This is a genomic window from Kocuria sp. HSID17590, from assembly GCF_003989485.1.
Classification (GTDB): domain Bacteria; phylum Actinomycetota; class Actinomycetes; order Actinomycetales; family Micrococcaceae; genus Kocuria; species Kocuria salsicia.
Window position 1 is genome coordinate 81,720 of record NZ_RBMB01000004.1, and the last position, 16,481, is coordinate 98,200.

Annotated in this window: 8 protein-coding genes and 1 tRNA gene; 2 read left to right on the forward strand and 7 right to left on the reverse strand. The window is 70.3% G+C overall.

Translation table 11 applies throughout. The annotated features are described in order from the left end of the window. The first annotated feature begins 66 nt into the window (after nt 1-66). Nucleotides 67-789 carry a YigZ family protein gene (locus D8M39_RS02080; RefSeq protein ID WP_232300303.1) on the forward strand — a complete coding sequence of 241 codons (723 nt, stop codon included), beginning with the start codon at nt 67-69 and terminating at the stop codon, nt 787-789. Nucleotides 790-1,059: 270 nt separating this feature from the next. Here D8M39_RS02080 and rpsA read toward each other — a convergent pair whose 3' ends face one another. From rpsA to D8M39_RS02100, 4 genes are all read right to left on the reverse strand, one after another. Then, the gene (rpsA, locus tag D8M39_RS02085; RefSeq protein WP_126874280.1) at nt 1,060-2,565 is read right to left on the reverse strand and encodes a 30S ribosomal protein S1; all 1,506 of its coding nucleotides are present in this window, start codon (nt 2,563-2,565) and stop codon (nt 1,060-1,062) included. Between the two features lie 202 nt (nt 2,566-2,767). Next, a complete protein-coding gene (locus D8M39_RS02090; RefSeq protein WP_055084752.1) occupies nt 2,768-4,165 on the reverse strand; it encodes a GNAT family N-acetyltransferase in 1,398 nt (465 codons plus the stop codon). A gap of 139 nt (nt 4,166-4,304) precedes the next feature. After that, nucleotides 4,305-7,199 (reverse strand): DNA polymerase I, encoded by a 2,895-nt coding sequence (polA, locus tag D8M39_RS02095; protein ID WP_055084754.1) that lies wholly within the window; start codon nt 7,197-7,199, stop codon nt 4,305-4,307. Nucleotides 7,200-7,258: 59 nt separating this feature from the next. After that, nucleotides 7,259-7,813 carry an ANTAR domain-containing response regulator gene (locus D8M39_RS02100; RefSeq protein ID WP_055084784.1) on the reverse strand — a complete coding sequence of 185 codons (555 nt, stop codon included), beginning with the start codon at nt 7,811-7,813 and terminating at the stop codon, nt 7,259-7,261. Nucleotides 7,814-8,051: 238 nt separating this feature from the next. Between D8M39_RS02100 and D8M39_RS02105 the strand changes: the two genes are divergently transcribed. After that, nucleotides 8,052-8,133 (forward strand) — tRNA-Leu (locus D8M39_RS02105). A 182-nt stretch (nt 8,134-8,315) separates the two neighbouring features. On the opposite strand, the gene pyk is transcribed toward D8M39_RS02105, so the two are convergent. The 3 genes from pyk to gltB form a co-directional block, all read right to left on the reverse strand. Beyond that, nucleotides 8,316-9,824 carry a pyruvate kinase gene (gene pyk, locus D8M39_RS02110; RefSeq protein ID WP_126874281.1) on the reverse strand — a complete coding sequence of 503 codons (1,509 nt, stop codon included), beginning with the start codon at nt 9,822-9,824 and terminating at the stop codon, nt 8,316-8,318. Between the two features lie 224 nt (nt 9,825-10,048). Beyond that, nucleotides 10,049-11,515: a glutamate synthase subunit beta gene (locus D8M39_RS02115; RefSeq protein ID WP_126874282.1), complete on the reverse strand. Its 1,467-nt coding sequence runs from the start codon at nt 11,513-11,515 to the stop codon at nt 10,049-10,051. Beyond that, nucleotides 11,508-16,220 carry a glutamate synthase large subunit gene (gltB, locus tag D8M39_RS02120; protein ID WP_238693918.1) on the reverse strand — a complete coding sequence of 1,571 codons (4,713 nt, stop codon included), beginning with the start codon at nt 16,218-16,220 and terminating at the stop codon, nt 11,508-11,510. Before gltB ends, D8M39_RS02115 begins: the two co-directional genes overlap by 8 nt. Nucleotides 16,221-16,481: the final 261 nt, after the last annotated feature.

Below are 16,481 nucleotides of genomic sequence, written 5' to 3' on the forward strand. Positions count from 1 at the left end.
CCCACTGTAGCGGCCGACGACGCCGCGGTCGGCGCGGTGCCCAGCACCCGTCCCTACACTGGGAGCGTGTCCCCCGAACTCCTCGCCGAACCTGCCGCCGCCCCGCGCGTGTCGTACACCGTGCCCCGGGCGGGAACCGTCCACTCGGCGGAGCTGGAGATCAAGAAGTCGCGCTTCCTGGCCCTGCTCACCCGCGTGGACACCGAGGACGAGGCCCGGCAGTTCATCGCACGCACCGCGTCCGAGCACCGCGACGCACGCCACCACTGCTCCGCGTTCCTGGTCGGCCCCCACCGTGAGATCGGCCGCTCCTCCGACGACGGCGAGCCGGCGGGCACCGCGGGCGTGCCCATCCTGCAGGCACTGTCCTCCCACCTCACGGAGAGCCAGCGCGAGGCCGACGGGACGGGCGATCTCTCCGACGTGTGCGCCGTCGTCGTGCGCTGGTTCGGCGGGATCAAGCTCGGCGCGGGAGGCCTGGTGCGCGCGTACTCGGGCGCCGTGACCGAGGCACTGCAGGACGCTCCCCTGGTTCCACGCGTCCGCTGCCGCGAACTCTCCCTGCCCGTGCCGCACGCGGACGCCGGGCGCGTGGAGGCCGAGATCCGGGCGCGCGAGCTCGTCGTGCAGCCCACCAGCTACGGCTCCGAGCACGCGATCCTCCACGTCCTCGTGCCGGACACATCCTCCGAGCTCGACGCCGCCCGGGCCGTCCTCGCCACCGTCACCTCGGGACACGGGGAGCCCGTGACCGGGGAACCCACGTGGCAGGACGTCCCTGCTCTCTGACGCACCCGTTCTTTCGGGCACGTGCCCTCACACCGGCCCCTGCCCGCAGAGCCGCCGCCGCGGTCGAACGGGTCCTGTCTGCCCCCGCTCTCCCACCGTGCTGCCCGTACGACGTGGCGCGGCAACGGCCCCGCGCAGGAAAGACACCCCGGACACCTGAGACACCCCGGAAACGCAAGAGGCCCCGCACCCGTGACGGGTGCGGGGCCTCTCGGCGACGGTCAGCGTGCGTCACCCACCGGAACCGGCGGGGTGACGCTCACGCGTGACTCAGTGACCGGTGAGCTTCTCGCGCAGCGCGGCCAGAGCCTCGTCCGAGGCCAGCGTGCCGGAGTCCTCGGCCGACTGCTCGGAGGAGTAGCTCGTGGGACCGGACGCGCGGCTCGGAGCCGGCGAGGAGGACGAAGACGACGAGGAAGAGGAGGACGAGGAGGACGACGTGGTCGTCGCGGCTTCCAGATCGTCCTGGATGTGCTTGCGCACCTGCTCCTTGTGGGCCTCCCAGCGGGACTGGGCCTGAGCGTACTGCTCCTCCCACGCCGCGCGCTGGTCCTCGTAGCCCTCGATCCACTCGTTGGTCTCGGGATCGAAGCCCTCGGGGTACTTGTAGTTGCCCTGCTCGTCGTACTCGGCGGCCATGCCGTACTGGGCCGGGTCGAACTCGGTGGACTCGGGGTCCACGCCCTCGTTGGCCTGCTTGAGGGACAGCGAGATGCGGCGACGGTCCAGGTCGATGTCGATGACCTTGACGAAGAGCTCCTCGTTCACGGAGACGACCTGCTCGGCCATGTCCACGTGACGCTGCGCCAGCTCGGAGATGTGCACCAGGCCCTCGATGCCGTCCTCGACGCGCACGAACGCACCGAAGGGAACCAGCTTGGTGACCTTGCCCGGCACGACCTGGCCCAGGGCGTGGGTGCGGGCGAAGAGCTGCCAGGGATCCTCCTGGGTGGCCTTCAGGGACAGGGAGACGCGCTCGCGGTCCATGTCCACGTCCAGCACCTCGACGGTGACTTCCTGACCGACCTCGACAACCTCGGAGGGGTGGTCGATGTGCTTCCAGGACAGCTCGGAGACGTGCACCAGGCCGTCGACGCCGCCCAGGTCCACGAACGCACCGAAGTTGACGATCGAGGAGACGGTGCCCGTGCGGACCTGGCCCTTCTGCAGCTGCTGCAGGAAGTTGGCGCGCACCTCGGACTGGGTCTGCTCGAGCCAGGCACGGCGGGAGAGGACCACGTTGTTGCGGTTCTTGTCCAGCTCGATGATCTTCGCCTCGAGCTGCTGACCGATGTACGGCGCGAGGTCGCGGACGCGGCGCATCTCCACGAGGGAGGCGGGCAGGAAGCCGCGCAGGCCGATGTCCAGGATGAGGCCGCCCTTGACGACCTCGATGACGGTGCCGGTGACGACGCCGTCGTCCTCCTTGACCTTCTCGATGTCGCCCCAGGCGCGCTCGTACTGAGCGCGCTTCTTGGAGAGGATCAGGCGGCCTTCCTTGTCCTCCTTGGTGAGGACCAGAGCCTCCACCTCGTCACCCACGGCCACGACATCGTCGGGGTTGATGTCGTGCTTGATGGACAGCTCACGCGAGGGGATGACACCTTCGGTCTTGTACCCGATGTCCAGGAGGACCTCGTCGCGGTCGACCTTGACGACGGTGCCTTCCACGAGGTCGCCGTCGTTGAAGTACTTGATGGTCGCGTCGACAGCGGCGAGGAAGTCCTCTTCCGTTCCGATGTCGTTGACGGCAACCTGCTGGGTGGTGGTGGTCATGTAGTAGGGACTCCGATGGAATTGGTTTGATGGTTTGCCGTTCCCGGTTCCGCCCGGTGGGGCGTGGGCCGGGAACTCATGTGGTGCTTTGGACGTGCGAATACACGCACCGCTCCAGTCTAGAGCCCGAGCACGTCGGGTTCAAGCCTGGAGCGGCGCGTGCACGCGGGGGCGGGGCCACGCCCCCGCAGCGTCGATCGGCTCAGAACGGGGAGATGCAGTACGGGTCGGTGGGCGTGGACATCAGGGCCTGGATGTCCCGCAGCGCGTCCTCGTCCCGCACCTTCAGCAGGCCCCCGTGGTACAGGGTGGAGGCCTTGACCGCGCCGAGGTAGAGGGAACCCAGGCTGTCCACGTTCAGCGCGACGTCCGCGCCCTCCGGGAGCTCCACGGCGGGCATGGACTTCCCGGCGAGGTCGTCCTGCGTGCGGGGCCGGTCCCCCACCCGCTCGACGCGGGTCTCGGCCCCGGTGGTGTCGATCTCGTAGAGCCCGTCCGCGAAGCCCATCGAGTCCACGATCGAGACCGTGATCCGGCGGTGGGACGTGTAGCGCCGCGCGGACAGTGCCGCCACCGGGTCGAGGACGCGCAGCCACACGCGCTCGAAGCGCTTGCGCACCGTGTACTTGGACATGTCCACCATGCCCCACATCAGCGGGTCCTCCATGGGGGCGCTGCCGTAGCGCACCTCCGTGACGAGGTCCAGGTTGCACAGGTACTCCCACAGGGCGATCCGGCCCTGCCAGCTCGGGGAGACGAGGTCCACGACCTTCAGGGCCCCCTCGAAGCCCTGGGTGGGCAGGAACTTGTAGCTGACGTAGCCGTCCGCCCGCCCGGCGTCGTCGTAGTGCACCGCGGTGCGGATCTCGGGATCCGCCTTGCCCGCGTGCCAGTCCCACGCTCCGGAGACCAGCCCCCACCACTTGTCCTGGCGGGTCACCGAACCGGCCGTGCCCTCGTGGAACCGCGCGAAGATCTCCGGGGCGAGCCGGGCCACGGCCTCGTTGTCCGCCATCTCCACCGTGCCCACCGTGGGCGCCTTGAGCTGCAGCCGCGTGTGGGCGTCCACCGTGATCTCGGTGTTGAACGTGCCCGCGCCGAAGCCGAAGCGGCCGTAGATCGTGGCCTCGGAAGCCGTCAGGGCCGCCACGGGGAAGCCCCGTTCGTGGGCCTCGGTGAGGTCGTCCGTCATCAGCCGGCGCAGCAGCCCGCGGCGGGCGTGCGTGGGGCGCACCGTGACCTCGGAGATCAGCCACGCGGGGATGCCGACCCCGGGGCACACCGTGAGCTCCGAGTCCCACGAGCAGAAGGTGGCCACCGGGCGGTCGGCGCCCAGGGCGGCGGTCGGGACGGGGTCCGCGGTGTAGGCGGCCCGCAGCCGGACGCCCGAGTTCCGCATGGAGTCCAGGATGTGGCCGGTGGCCTCCCGCGTGGGCTCCGGTCCGTGGAAGCCGTGGTCCACCGCGCGGTTCCACTGCTCGGCCTCGGGGTTGGCGTCCACACCGCCCTCCCCCACGAAGAACTTGCGGAGCACGTAGTTGCTCCCGCGGGCGCTGTAGGTCGTCTCGCTCGGCCGGTCGGTCGGGGGTGTGGTGGTCATGGTGCTCCTCGTTGTGCGGGATCGTCGCGCGGGCTGGAGCCCGCGGGACGGCCGGGGGACGTGCGTGGAACGGTGTGCGGCCCGCGCTGCGGTGCTCGCGCCGGGTCGGCACCGGGCGGGCCGGTGCCGGGGGTGTGCGTCAGTGGGCGGCCTGGTGCCAGGTGCGCCCGGTGCCCACGTTGACGTCCAGGGGGACGGTGAGGTCCGCGGCGCCGGCCATCTCGGTGCGCAGGATCTTCTCCACGGCCTCGGACTCGCCCGGGGCCACCTCCACGATCAGTTCGTCGTGGACCTGCAGCAGCACGCGGGAGCGCAGCCCGCCCTGGTCCAGCGCCCGGTCCACGCCGATCATCGCCTTCTTGATGATGTCCGCCGCCGAGCCCTGGATGGGCGCGTTCAGTGCCATGCGCTCCGCGGCCTGGCGGGCCTGGCGGTTGTCGCTCGTGAGGTCCGGCAGGTAGCGGCGGCGCCCGTCGATGGTCTCGGTGTAGCCCTTGGAACGGGCCTCCTCGACGACGCCGCGCAGGAAGTCCCGCACGCCGCCGAAGCGCTCGAAGTACCCGCTCATCATGGTGCGGGCCTCGTCCACGCCGATGTGCAGCTGCTGCGAGAGGCCGTAGGAGCTCAGACCGTAGACCAGTCCGTAGCTCATGGCCTTGACCTTGGAGCGCATGGCGGAGGTGACCTCCTCCGGCGCCACCTCGAACACGCGCGAGCCCACGAAGCGGTGCAGGTCCTCCCCCGCGCGGAACGCCTCGATCAGGCCCTCGTCCCCGGAGAGGTGGGCCATGATCCGCATCTCGATCTGGGAGTAGTCCGCGGTCATGAGGCACTCGAAGGGCCCCTGGGCGTCCTCCCCCACCACGAACACGTCCCGGATGCGCTGGCCCTGCTCGGTGCGCACCGGGATGTTCTGCAGGTTGGGTCCGGTGGAGGACAGGCGACCGGTGGCGGCAACGGTCTGCTGGTAGGTGGTGTGGATGCGGCCGTCCTCGGCGATCGCGTCCCGCAGCCCGGCGACGATCTGCTTGAGCTTGGAGTACTCGCGCCAGTTCATCAGCGCCACGAGGAAGCGCGAGCCCTGCGTCTCGGGGTCCACCCGGCCCAGCAGGTCCGCGACGGCGGAGGCGTCCGTGGTGTAGCCGGTCTTCGTCTTCTTGGTCTTGGGCAGGCCCAGCTCGTCGAACATCACGGCCTGCAGCTGCTTGGTGGAGCCCAGGTTGATCTCGTGGTCGATCTGCGCCTGGGCGAGCTCGAAGGCCTGGTCGATGGGCTGCTGCAGGTCCTCGTGCAGCCGGTCGATCCCTGGGCGGTCCATGGCGATCCCCGCCGCCTCCATGCGGGCGAGGATCACCGCGAGCGGCATCTCCAGCTCCGTGAGCAGCGGCAGCTGCCTGTCCGCTTCGAGCAGCGCGCGCAGGTGCTCGCTCAGCGACCGGCACGCACCGCCCAGGGTGGCCTGGCGCACGAGCGCCGCGTCCGCGGTGCCGTCGAGCTCGTCCTGCTCACCGGCGGTGTCGAGGTCCAGCTCGGTCTGTCCCTGGTCCTTCGCGCCGGGCGTCTCGGCCGCGGCCACCGCCGCCACCTCGAGGTCGAGGTGCTGGGCGAGCTGCGCCTCCAGCTCGTAGCTGCGCAGGGCGGGGCGCACCAGGTACCCGGAGAGCTGGACGTCGTCCACCACGCCAGCGAGTTCGATCCCGCGCTGAGCCAGCCCGCGGTAGAGGTCCTTGAGCCCGTCCACGATCTTGGGCGCGGAGGGGTCCGCGAGCCACGCTTCGAGGGCCGCGGTCAGCTCCTGGTCCGCGGTGACCAGGTCCACGGCCGCGCCGCTCGCGCCCGTGAGCATGAGCGTGGTGACCTCGGTGCCGGAGGCCGCCTTGGGATCCACCGACAGACGGCGGACGACGGCGGCGGCACCCTCCTCAAGCGCCTCGCGCCACGCGGTGAACTCCGCGGCGGTGCGCACCCGGGTGACGTCCGTGATCTCGGGGACCGTGGCGACGTCGTCGGCCCCCGAGGCGGCCCCGAAGGCGTCCAGGAGGCGCCCGCGCAGCTGTGAACCGAACTCGAGCTCGTCGAAGATCTCCGCGACGCGCTCGGGGTCTGCGTGCGGCAGGGAGGCGTCCGCGAGGTCGATCTCCAGCGGCAGGTCAGTGAGCAGCCGGTTGAGCTTGCGGTTGCGGCGGACGAGGTCCTCATTCTCGCGCAGCGCCTCGCCCTTCTTGCCGGTGATCTTCCCGGCGTGCTCCAGCAGGGACTCCACGGGACCGTAGGCGGTGATCCACTTGGCGGCGAAGCCGGGGCCCACGCCGGGGACGCCCGGCAGGTTGTCCGCGGTCTCTCCCGTCAGGGCGGCGAGGTCCGGGTAGTTCTGCGGGGCGACCTTGTACTTCTCGAAGACCGCCTGCGCGTCCATGCGGCGCAGGTCCGACGGCGTGCGGCCCGGGTACACCACGGTGACGTGGTCCGTGATCATCTGGAACGCGTCCCGGTCCCCCGAGAACACGAGCACCTCGAAGTCCTCGGCGGCCGCGGTGGTGGCGAGCGTGGCCAGGACGTCGTCCGCCTCGTGGCCCTCGCTCGTCACGATCGGAATGCCCACGGCCTCGAGAATGCGGCGGATGTTGGGGACCTGCCCGTGGAACTCCTCCGGGGTCTCGTCCCGGCCGCCCTTGTACTCCCCGTACTCCTGGGAGCGCAGGGTGGGGCCCTCGAGGTCGAAGGAGACCACCAGGTGGGTGGGCTTCTCCTCGCGCACGAGCTTGACCATGGTGTTCACGAACCCGTACACGCCCTCGGTGTGCACGCCCTCAGAGGTCACGAAACCGGGGCCCCCGCCGTACTCGGCGGCGCGGGAGAGCGCGAAGAACGCGCGGAACGCCAGGGAGTGCCCGTCGATCAGCAGCAGCCGCTTCTCCGGCCGCGAGACGGGCACGGGCAGCGGGACCTCCTGCGGGGAGTCGGTCTTCTCGCCGATCACCACGGTGCGGGTGGCGGGATCGTCCTGGGCGGCCTGCTGCTTCGTCTCAGTCACGGGTCCATCCTAGGGCCACCCCCGGACGCGCACGGGCCGCGGCGGGAGCGGGCGCCGGCTCAGGCCACCTGGCTGATGATGGCCTCGGCCACCTCGCGCATGGACAGCCTGCGGTCCATGGACGTCTTCTGGATCCAGCGGAACGCCTCGGGCTCGGACAGACCCATCTTGGTCTGCAGCAGGGACTTGGCCCGCTCCACGAGCTTGCGCGTGGCGAACTGCTCCTTCATGTCCGAGACCTCGTTCTCGAGCGCCCTGATCTCCTCGAACCGGGAGATGGCGATCTCGATGGCCGGGACCACGTCCTCGACCGTGAACGGCTTGACCACGTACGCCATGGCCCCGGCCTCGCGCGCGCGCTCCACCAGCTCCCGCTGGCTGAAGGCGGTGAGCAGCACGACCGGTGCGATCCGCTGACCCGCGATCTGCTCCGCGGCCGTGATCCCGTCCATCACGGGCATCTTCACGTCCATGAGCACGAGGTCCGGGCGGTGCTCGGTGGCCAGGGCGACGGCGCGCTCACCGTTCTCCGCCTGCGCCAGGACCCGGTAGCCGGCGTCCTCGAGCATCTCGACGATGTCCATGCGGATCAGCGCCTCGTCCTCCGCCACCACGACCGTCCTGGCCGCGGTGCTGGCGGCGGCGGGCTCCTCGGCCCCGGCCTCCTGGGCAGTGGGCTCCGGGGTGTTCGGTGCATCCGTCACGGGATCTCCTTGGTTCGGGAGGGGGTGGTCTCGGTGGTTCCGGGCCGCCCCGTGAGGGGCGCGGCGACCGGCTCCAGCCTAACCCCATCATGTATGCTGTGAGCCGCACCGGCGGCGGTCGTCCCATGTCAGGAGCCCCCGCGGTCCGGCCCAAGTGGCGGAATTGGCAGACGCGCCGCACTCAAAATGCGGTATGGAAACATGTGTGGGTTCGAGTCCCACCTTGGGCACCGAAAAACGCCTGGTCAGGGCGGTGCAGGAACGGCCTCGTTGACGCGGGGCCGTTTTTCGTGAGCCCAGGCGGGAACGACGACGGCGCGGGGCGCGGATCCTCTCGATCCGTCACCCCGCGCCGTCGTGCCGGTGCTCCCACCGCGTGTCACCCGCGGCGGGTCACCACTCGGTCAGCGGCTCACGGCTCGCGCCAGGACGCGGAGCTCTGCACGTCGCGGCCGCCCCACGGGCCGACCTCCTCGTGGCGCTCACGCCCGGGGGCCTCACCGGCGTCCTGCAGGTCCCCCACGCGGTGGACCTTGACCAGGTTGGTGGACCCCGCGTGTCCGGGAGGGGAACCGGCGGAGATGACGACCATGTCCTCGGTGCTCGCGAGCTCGTGCTCGAGCAGGTAGTGGTCCACCTGGCGGGTCATATCGTCCGTGTGCTCCACGCGCTCCACGCGGATGGGCTGCACGCCCCACAGCAGCTGCAGCCACGCCTGCACGCTGCGCTCGGGGGTGAAGGCCAGGATCGGACGCTCGGGACGCAGCCGGGACAGGCGACGCGCGGAGTCACCGGACTGGGTGAACGTGCAGATGTAGCTCACGTCCAACTGGCGGGCAATGGTCACCGCGGCGCGGGTGATGGCGCCACCGCGCGTGCGGGGCTCGGTGCCCAGCGGCGGCATGCGGTCCATGCCCTGGGTCTCGGTGGCCACGATGATGTTCGACATGGTCTCGAGCGTCTTGATGGGGTACTTGCCCACCGAGGTCTCGCCCGAGAGCATCACGGCGTCCGCGCCGTCGAGCACGGCGTTCGCGCAGTCCGAGGCCTCGGCGCGCGTGGGGCGCGGGTTGTCGATCATGGACTCGAGCACCTGGGTCGCCACGATCACGGGCTTGGCCCAGCGGCGGGCGAGCTCGATCGCGCGCTTCTGCACGATCGGCACCGCCTCCAGGGGCAGCTCAACGCCCAGGTCACCGCGGGCAACCATGATGCCGTCGAACGCGTCGATGATCTCGTGCAGCGCGTCCACGGCCTGGGGCTTCTCGATCTTGGCGATCACGGGGAGCTTGACGCCCTCCTCGGCCATGATCTCGTGCACGCGGTTGATGTCCTTGGCGTCGCGCACGAAGGACAGCGCGATGATGTCGACGCCGCGCTTCAGGGCCCAGCGCAGGTCCGCCTCGTCCTTCTCGCTCAGCGCGGGGACGTTGACGGCCACACCCGGCAGGTTGATGCCCTTGTGGTCGGAGACGGGGCCCGGAACGACGACCTCGGTGGTCACGTCCGTGTCGGACACGGCGGTGGCGCGCAGGGCGACCTTGCCGTCGTCGATCAGCAGGGGGTCCCCCACGCTCACGTCACCGGGCAGGCCCTTGTGCGTGGTGGAGCAGATCTCCTTGGTGCCGGGGACGTCCCGCACCGTGATGGTGAACGTGTCGCCGACCGCGAGGTCGTGGGGACCGTCCACGAAGTTGCCGAGGCGGATCTTGGGACCCTGCAGGTCCGCGAGGATCGCCACCGTGCTGCCGAGCTCCTCGCTCGCGCGGCGCAGGTTCTGGTAGGAGGCGTTGTGGACGTCGTGGTCGCCGTGACTCATGTTCAGGCGAGCCACGTTCATCCCGGCCTCGATCGCCCGGGTGATGTTCTCGTACGAGGAAATGGCGGGGCCGATCGTGGCCACGATCTTCGCTCGACGCATGGGTGACTCCCTTTCGAATGGCGGATGGTTGGCGCACATGACGAAGCGGCCAGGCCCTGCAACGAAGTGCTGCATGGCCGCGGCCGCTCCGCCGATGTCTTCCCCCACTCTAGCAACGCGCACCGCCAATGGGTACGACCTCGTTCACGGCCCCGTGCCCCGTGCATCACGCCCCGGTGTGCGCGAACAGTCACGCCGGGGACTCGCACGCCCCCGGAAACCGGTCACACGCTGAGGTCGATCGCGCGCTCCGAGGGTTCCACCGGCTCCGGCAGCCGGGTCTGGCCGGTGAGGTGGCGCTCCACGTGGGCGGCGCACGCGCGGCCCTCCGCGATGGCCCACACCACGAGGGACTGGCCGCGCCCGGCGTCGCCGCACGAGAACACCCCGTCCACCGCGGTCATGTAGGTCTCGTCCCGGTCCACGTTGCGGCGCCGGTCCAGGGACACGGGCAGCTGCTCGGTGAGCTCGTCCGACTCGTTGCCGGTGAAGCCCAGCGCGAGGAAGACCAGGTCCGCCGGCAGCACCTTCTCCGTGCCGGGCGCGGGCACGCGGGAGCCGTCCTCGCGGTACTGGGTCTCGGCGACCTTCAGCCCGGTGAGCCTGCCCTGCTCGTCCCCCACGAACTCGACCGTGGAGGCCAGGTACGTGCGCTCACCGCCCTCCTCGTGAGACGTGGAGACCTCGAAGACGCGCGGCATCATGGGCCACGGCTCCTCGTCCGCCCGGTCCACCGGGGGCTTGCGCCCGATCGCGAGCGACGTCACGGACGCCGCCCCCTGGCGCAGGGCCGTGCCGATGCAGTCGGAGCCCGTGTCACCGCCACCCAGGACGATGACGTTCTTGCCCTTGGCGTCGATCAGGTCCGGGACATCCTGCCCCGCCACGCGCTTGTTCGAGCGGACGAGGTAGTCCATGGCGTAGTGGACGCCGTCCAGCTCGCGGCCGGGGATGTCGAGGTCGCGGGGCCGCGTGGCACCGGTGGCGACGATCACGGCGTCGTAGCGGCGGCGCAGCACGTCCCACGTGATGTCCCGGCCGATCTCCACGCCGGCGCGGAACTTGGTGCCCTCCTGGCGCATGATCTCCAGGCGGCGCTCCAGGACCGACTTCTCGAGCTTGAAGTCCGGGATGCCGTAGCGCAGCAGGCCGCCGATGGCGTCGTCGCGCTCGTAGACCGCCACGGTGAACCCGGCCTGGGTGAGCTGCTGCGCGGCCGCGAGACCGGCCGGCCCGGAGCCCACCACGGCCACCGTCTTGCCCACGAGGCGCTGCGGGATGTACGGCGTGATGAGGTCGTCGTCGAACGCCTTCTCACCGATCGCGTACTCGACCTGCTTGATGGTCACGGGCGGCTGGTTGATGCCCAGCACGCACGAGGACTCGCACGGCGCGGGGCACACGCGTCCGGTGAACTCCGGGAAGTTGTTGGTGGCGTGCATGCGCTCGGAGGCCTCGGCCCACTGCTCGCGCCACACGAGGTCGTTCCACTCAGGGATCAGGTTGCCCAGCGGGCAGCCCTGGTGGCAGAACGGCACGCCACAGTCCATGCACCGCCCGGCCTGCTCGTGCAGGGTGCCCGCCTCCTGGCGCTGCTGGACCTCTTTCCAGTCCATGAGCCGGACGGGGACCGGCCGCTTGGGGCGGTCCTCACGCGTGCGGACCTTGAGAAAACCACGGGGATCAGCCACGGCTGGTCACCTCCAGAATCTTGTGCCAGGTGCCGTCGCCGTCCGGGTCGTCCCCAGCGGCTTCGGCCTCGTTGCGCAGCGCGAGCACCGCGGAGTAGTCGCGCGGCAGCACCTTGGTGAAGCGCTCCGCGATCGCCCGCGGATCGGCGAGCAGCTCGCGGGCGAACTCCGAGCCGGTCTCCTCCCCGTGGCGCTTGACCAGCGCGGTGAGCAGCTCGCGGTCCTGCGCGTCCAGGTGCTCGAGCTGCAGGTCACCGCTCTCCCGCGCCTGCTTGTTGACGTCCAGCTCGTCCAGGTCCAGGACGTAGGCCACGCCACCGGACATGCCCGCGCCGAAGTTGCGCCCGGTCTCGCCCAGAACAACTGCGACGCCACCGGTCATGTACTCGCAGCCGTGGTCCCCGATGCCCTCGACGACCGCCGTGGCACCGGAGTTGCGGACCAGGAAGCGCTCACCGACCACGCCGTTGAAGAACATCTCGCCGCTCGTCGCGCCGTAGCCGATCACGTTGCCGGCAATCACGTTCTCGTGGGCAACGAACCCGGCGTCCCGCGGCGTGCGGACGACGATCCGCCCGCCGGACAGGCCCTTGCCCGTGTAGTCATTCGCGTCGCCCTCCAACCGGAGCGTGATCCCGCGCGGGATGAACGCCCCGAGGGACTGCCCGGCCTCACCGGTCAGGGTCACATCGATCGTGTCGTCCGGCAGCTCCTGCAGGCCGAGCGCATTCGTGACCGTGTAACCGAGCATGGTGCCCACCGCACGGTCCGTGTTGATGACCCGCTCCTGGATCCGCACGGGCTCCGCGGACTCGATCGCCGGTCCCGCCAGCGGGATGAGCCGGTTGTCGAAGTGCTTGTCGAGTTCGTGGTCCTGGGTGGTCGTGTTGCGCAGCCCGTCCTTGACGCCCTCGGCGCGGAAGGAGTCCAGCACCGGGCTGAGGTCCAGGCCCTTGGCCTTCCAGTGCGCCACGGCCTCCTGGGTGCGCAGCACCTCGGCGTGGCCCACGGCCTCCTCGGTGCTGCGGAAGCCGAGCTCCGCGAGCAGCTCACGAACCTCCTGGGCGATGAACTCGAAGAAGTTCACCACGTGCTCGGCCTTGCCGGTGAAGCGCTGGCGCAGCTCCGGGTTCTGGGTGGCCACGCCCACGGGGCACGTGTCCAGGTGGCACTTGCGCATCATGATGCAGCCCTCCACCACGAGCGGCGCGGTGGCGAAGCCGAACTCCTCCGCGCCGAGCAGCGCGGCCACGACGACGTCGCGCCCCGTCTTCAGCTGCCCGTCCGCCTGCACGACCACGCGCTCCCGCAGCCCGTTGAGCCGCAGCGTCTGCTGGGCCTCGGCAAGGCCCAGCTCCCAGGGCATCCCCGCGTGCTTGAGGGAGTTCAGGGGTGCCGCGCCGGTGCCGCCGTCGTGGCCGGAGACCAGCACGACGTCGGCCTTGGCCTTGGTCACGCCCGCCGCGACCGTGCCGATCCCCCGCTCTGAGACGAGCTTGACGTGCACGCGCGCACGGGGGTTCGAACGCTTGAGGTCGTAGATCAGCTGCGCGAGGTCCTCGATCGAGTAGATGTCGTGGTGCGGGGGCGGAGAGATCAGTGACACACCCGGGGTGGAGTGGCGCGTGCGCGCGATCCACGGGTAGACCTTCTGTGCCATCAGCTGACCGCCCTCACCGGGCTTCGCGCCCTGGGCCATCTTGATCTGGAGGTCGTCCGCGGAGGCGAGGTAGAGGCTCGTGACACCGAAGCGCCCGGAGGCCACCTGCTTGACCGCCGAGCGGCGCTCGGGGTCCACGAGCCGTTCGGGGTCCTCACCGCCCTCGCCCGTGTTGGACTTGCCGCCCAGCCGGTTCATGGCGATCGCGAGCGTCTCGTGGGCCTCCATGGAGATGGAGCCGTAGCTCATGGCACCGGTGGAGAACCGCTTGACGATCTCGCTCACGGGCTCGACCTCGTCGATGTCCACGGGCTCGCGCGTGGAGGCGAAGCTCATGAGCCCGCGCAGGGTCGCGATCTCCTTCGCCTGACTGTTCACGCGGGACGTGTAGGACTTGAAGATGTCGTAGCGCCCGGTGCGCGTGGCGTGCTGCAGCCGGAAGACGGTGTGCGGGTCGAAGAGGTGGCGCGGCCCCTCGCGGCGCCAGTCGTACTCGCCGCCGGTTGCCAGGTCACGGTGGGGCTCGGTGACCCCGTCCTCCGGGTAGGCCAGCCGGTGGCGGGACTGGGTCTCTGCGGCGATCACGTCCAGGCCGATGCCCTCGATCTGGGTGCGGGTACCCGCAAAGTAGTCCTCCACAAGCTCGCTGGAGAGTCCCAGCGCCTCGAAGGTCTGCGCGCCGCAGTAGGACTGCACCGTGGAGATGCCCATCTTGGACATGATCTTCTGCACGCCCTTGCCCAGGGCCTTGAGGAGATTGGCCACGGCCTGCTCCTCGGTGACGCCCTTGACCTGACCGCGCCGCACGAGCTCCTCGGCGGACTCCATGGCCAGGTAGGGGTTCACCGCAGAGGCCCCGTAGCCGAGCAGCAGGGCCACGTGGTGGACCTCGCGGACGTCGCCGGACTCCACGATCAGCGCGACCTTCGTGCGGGTCGCCGAGCGCAGCAGGTGGTGGTGCACGGCGGAGGTCAGCAGCAGGGACGGGATCGGGGCCCAGACGGCGTTGGAGTCACGGTCGGAGATGATCACGAACTGAACGCCGCGGTTGACCGCCGCGGAGACCTTCTCGCAGATCTCAGCGATCCGGCTCCGCAGGGACTCCGCCCCGTCCATGGGCCGGTAGAGCCCCCGCACGCGCAGGCTCAGCGGCACGCCGTCCTCGTCGTCCAGGTGCACGAACTGGTCCAGCTGGTCGTTGTCGATCACCGGGAAGGTCAGGTGGATCTGACGGGTCCGCGTCTGCTGCGTGGAGAGCATGTTGGCCATGGGCCCCACGGACCCGGCCATGGAGGTGACCAGCTCCTCGCGGATGGCGTCCAGCGGCGGGTTGGTGACCTGCGCGAAGGACTGCACGAAGTAGTCGTAGAGCAGCCGGGAGCGGTTGGAGAGCACGGCCACGGGGGTGTCGGTGCCCATGGCGTAGATCGGCTCGGCCCCGGCCAGCGCCATGGGGCCGATGATCATCTTCAGCTCCTCCTCCGTGTAGCCGAAGGTCTTCTGGCGCAGCCGCACCGAGTGCGCCGGGTGGGTCATGTGCTCACGCTCGGGCAGCTCGGCGATCGGCAGCACGGACTCGCGGACCCAGTCCTGCCAGGGCTTCGCGGCAGCGAGCTCGGCCTTGATCTCGCTGTCCTCGATGATCCGGCCCTCGTCCGTGTCCACGAGGAACATCGTTCCCGGCGAGACGCGGCCCTTCCGCACGATCCGGCGGTCCCCCACGTCCACCACGCCCACCTCGGACGCGAAGATCACCAGACCGTCCTCGGTCTGCCAGAACCGCCCGGGGCGCAGCCCGTTGCGGTCCAGCACGGAGCCCACGCGCACGCCGTCCGTGAAGGACACGCACGCCGGGCCGTCCCACGGCTCCATGAGCGTGGAGTGGTACTGGTAGAACGCCTTGAGCTGCGGGTCCATGGTGTCGTGGTTCTGCCACGCCTCCGGGATGAGCATCAGCATGGTCTCGGTCACGGGACGGCCCGAGAGCTGCAGCAGCTCCGCGACCTCGTCCAGTGACTGCGAGTCGGAGGCGCCCTCCGAGCAGATGGGGAACAGGTCCTCGGGCTGGCGGCCCAGCACCGCCCCGGACATCGACGACTGCCGGGCGCGCATCCAGTTTCGGTTTCCCACCACGGTGTTGATCTCGCCGTTGTGGGCCAGCGTGCGCATGGGCTGCGCGAGCGGCCAGGACGGGAACGTGTTGGTGGAGAACCGTGAGTGCACCACAGCCAGCTTGGTCGTGTAGCGCGGGTCCGAGAGGTCCGGGTAGAACGGCTCGAGCTGCGCGGTGGTCAGCATGCCCTTGTAGACGAGGGTGCGCGAGGAGAAGGACGGGAAGTACACGCCGAACTTGTTCTGTGCGCGCTTGCGCACGCGGAACGCCTTCTGGTCCAGCTCCCGCTGCGCGGCCACGGGGTCGTACGACGTCGCGTCGCGGGCGAACAGGGATGCGGCGCGCTCGTTGTGGCTGCGGTCCGAGACGAAGAGCTGCACGAACGTGGGCATCACGGCGCGCGCGGAGGCGCCGATGGCGTCGTCGACGATGGGGACGTCGCGCCAGCCGAGCACCGTGAGCTGCTCCATGCGCGCGAGCTCCTCGAGGGAGCGCTTGAGGTCCTCCAGGTGCTTGCCCCCGGCAGGCATGAAGGCTGTGCCGACCACGTAGGCACCCTGCGGCGGCAGGGGGAAGTCGACCTCCTGGCGCAGGAACTCGTCCGGGATCTGCGTGAGCATCCCGGCGCCGTCGCCCGTGCCCTCGTCACCGCCCACAGCACCGCGGTGCTCGAGGTTGCGCAGGGCCGTCAGGGCGGCGTCGACGATCTCGTGCGAGGCCACGCCGTCGAGGGTCGCGACCACAGCGAGGCCGCACGCGTCCTTCTCGTCCTCGCGGTGGTACAGGCCGCTGTCCTGGGGGACGGCGGAGAAGCGCTCGAACGGGGAGACGACCGGCGCGCCGCCGTCCGTGGGCTCTGTGGGCACGTCACGGGACTCGTCCGTGACAGGTGCGCTCTCGGGTCCCGTGGTCCGGGTGTGCTGGCTGCTCATGTGGGAGCTCCTCACCGAGGGGTGGGCAGGTCTGGTGCGTCGACGAAGCCCGGGGAACACTCGGTGGGTGTGCAGCGGACGTCGTGAGATCCGTGTGACGCGCGGTGTCCGCCCCATTGCGGAAGGAGACGGCTCTGCGACGAGCCGAGGATCGTGCCGGGGAACCATGCGGGTGAGCGGTTCCGGCGGGCGCGTGGGTAATTTACCACGTTAGCCGGGTCACTCTGTGCGCCCGCGGGCCGCCCCCGGCCACGGCAGGAA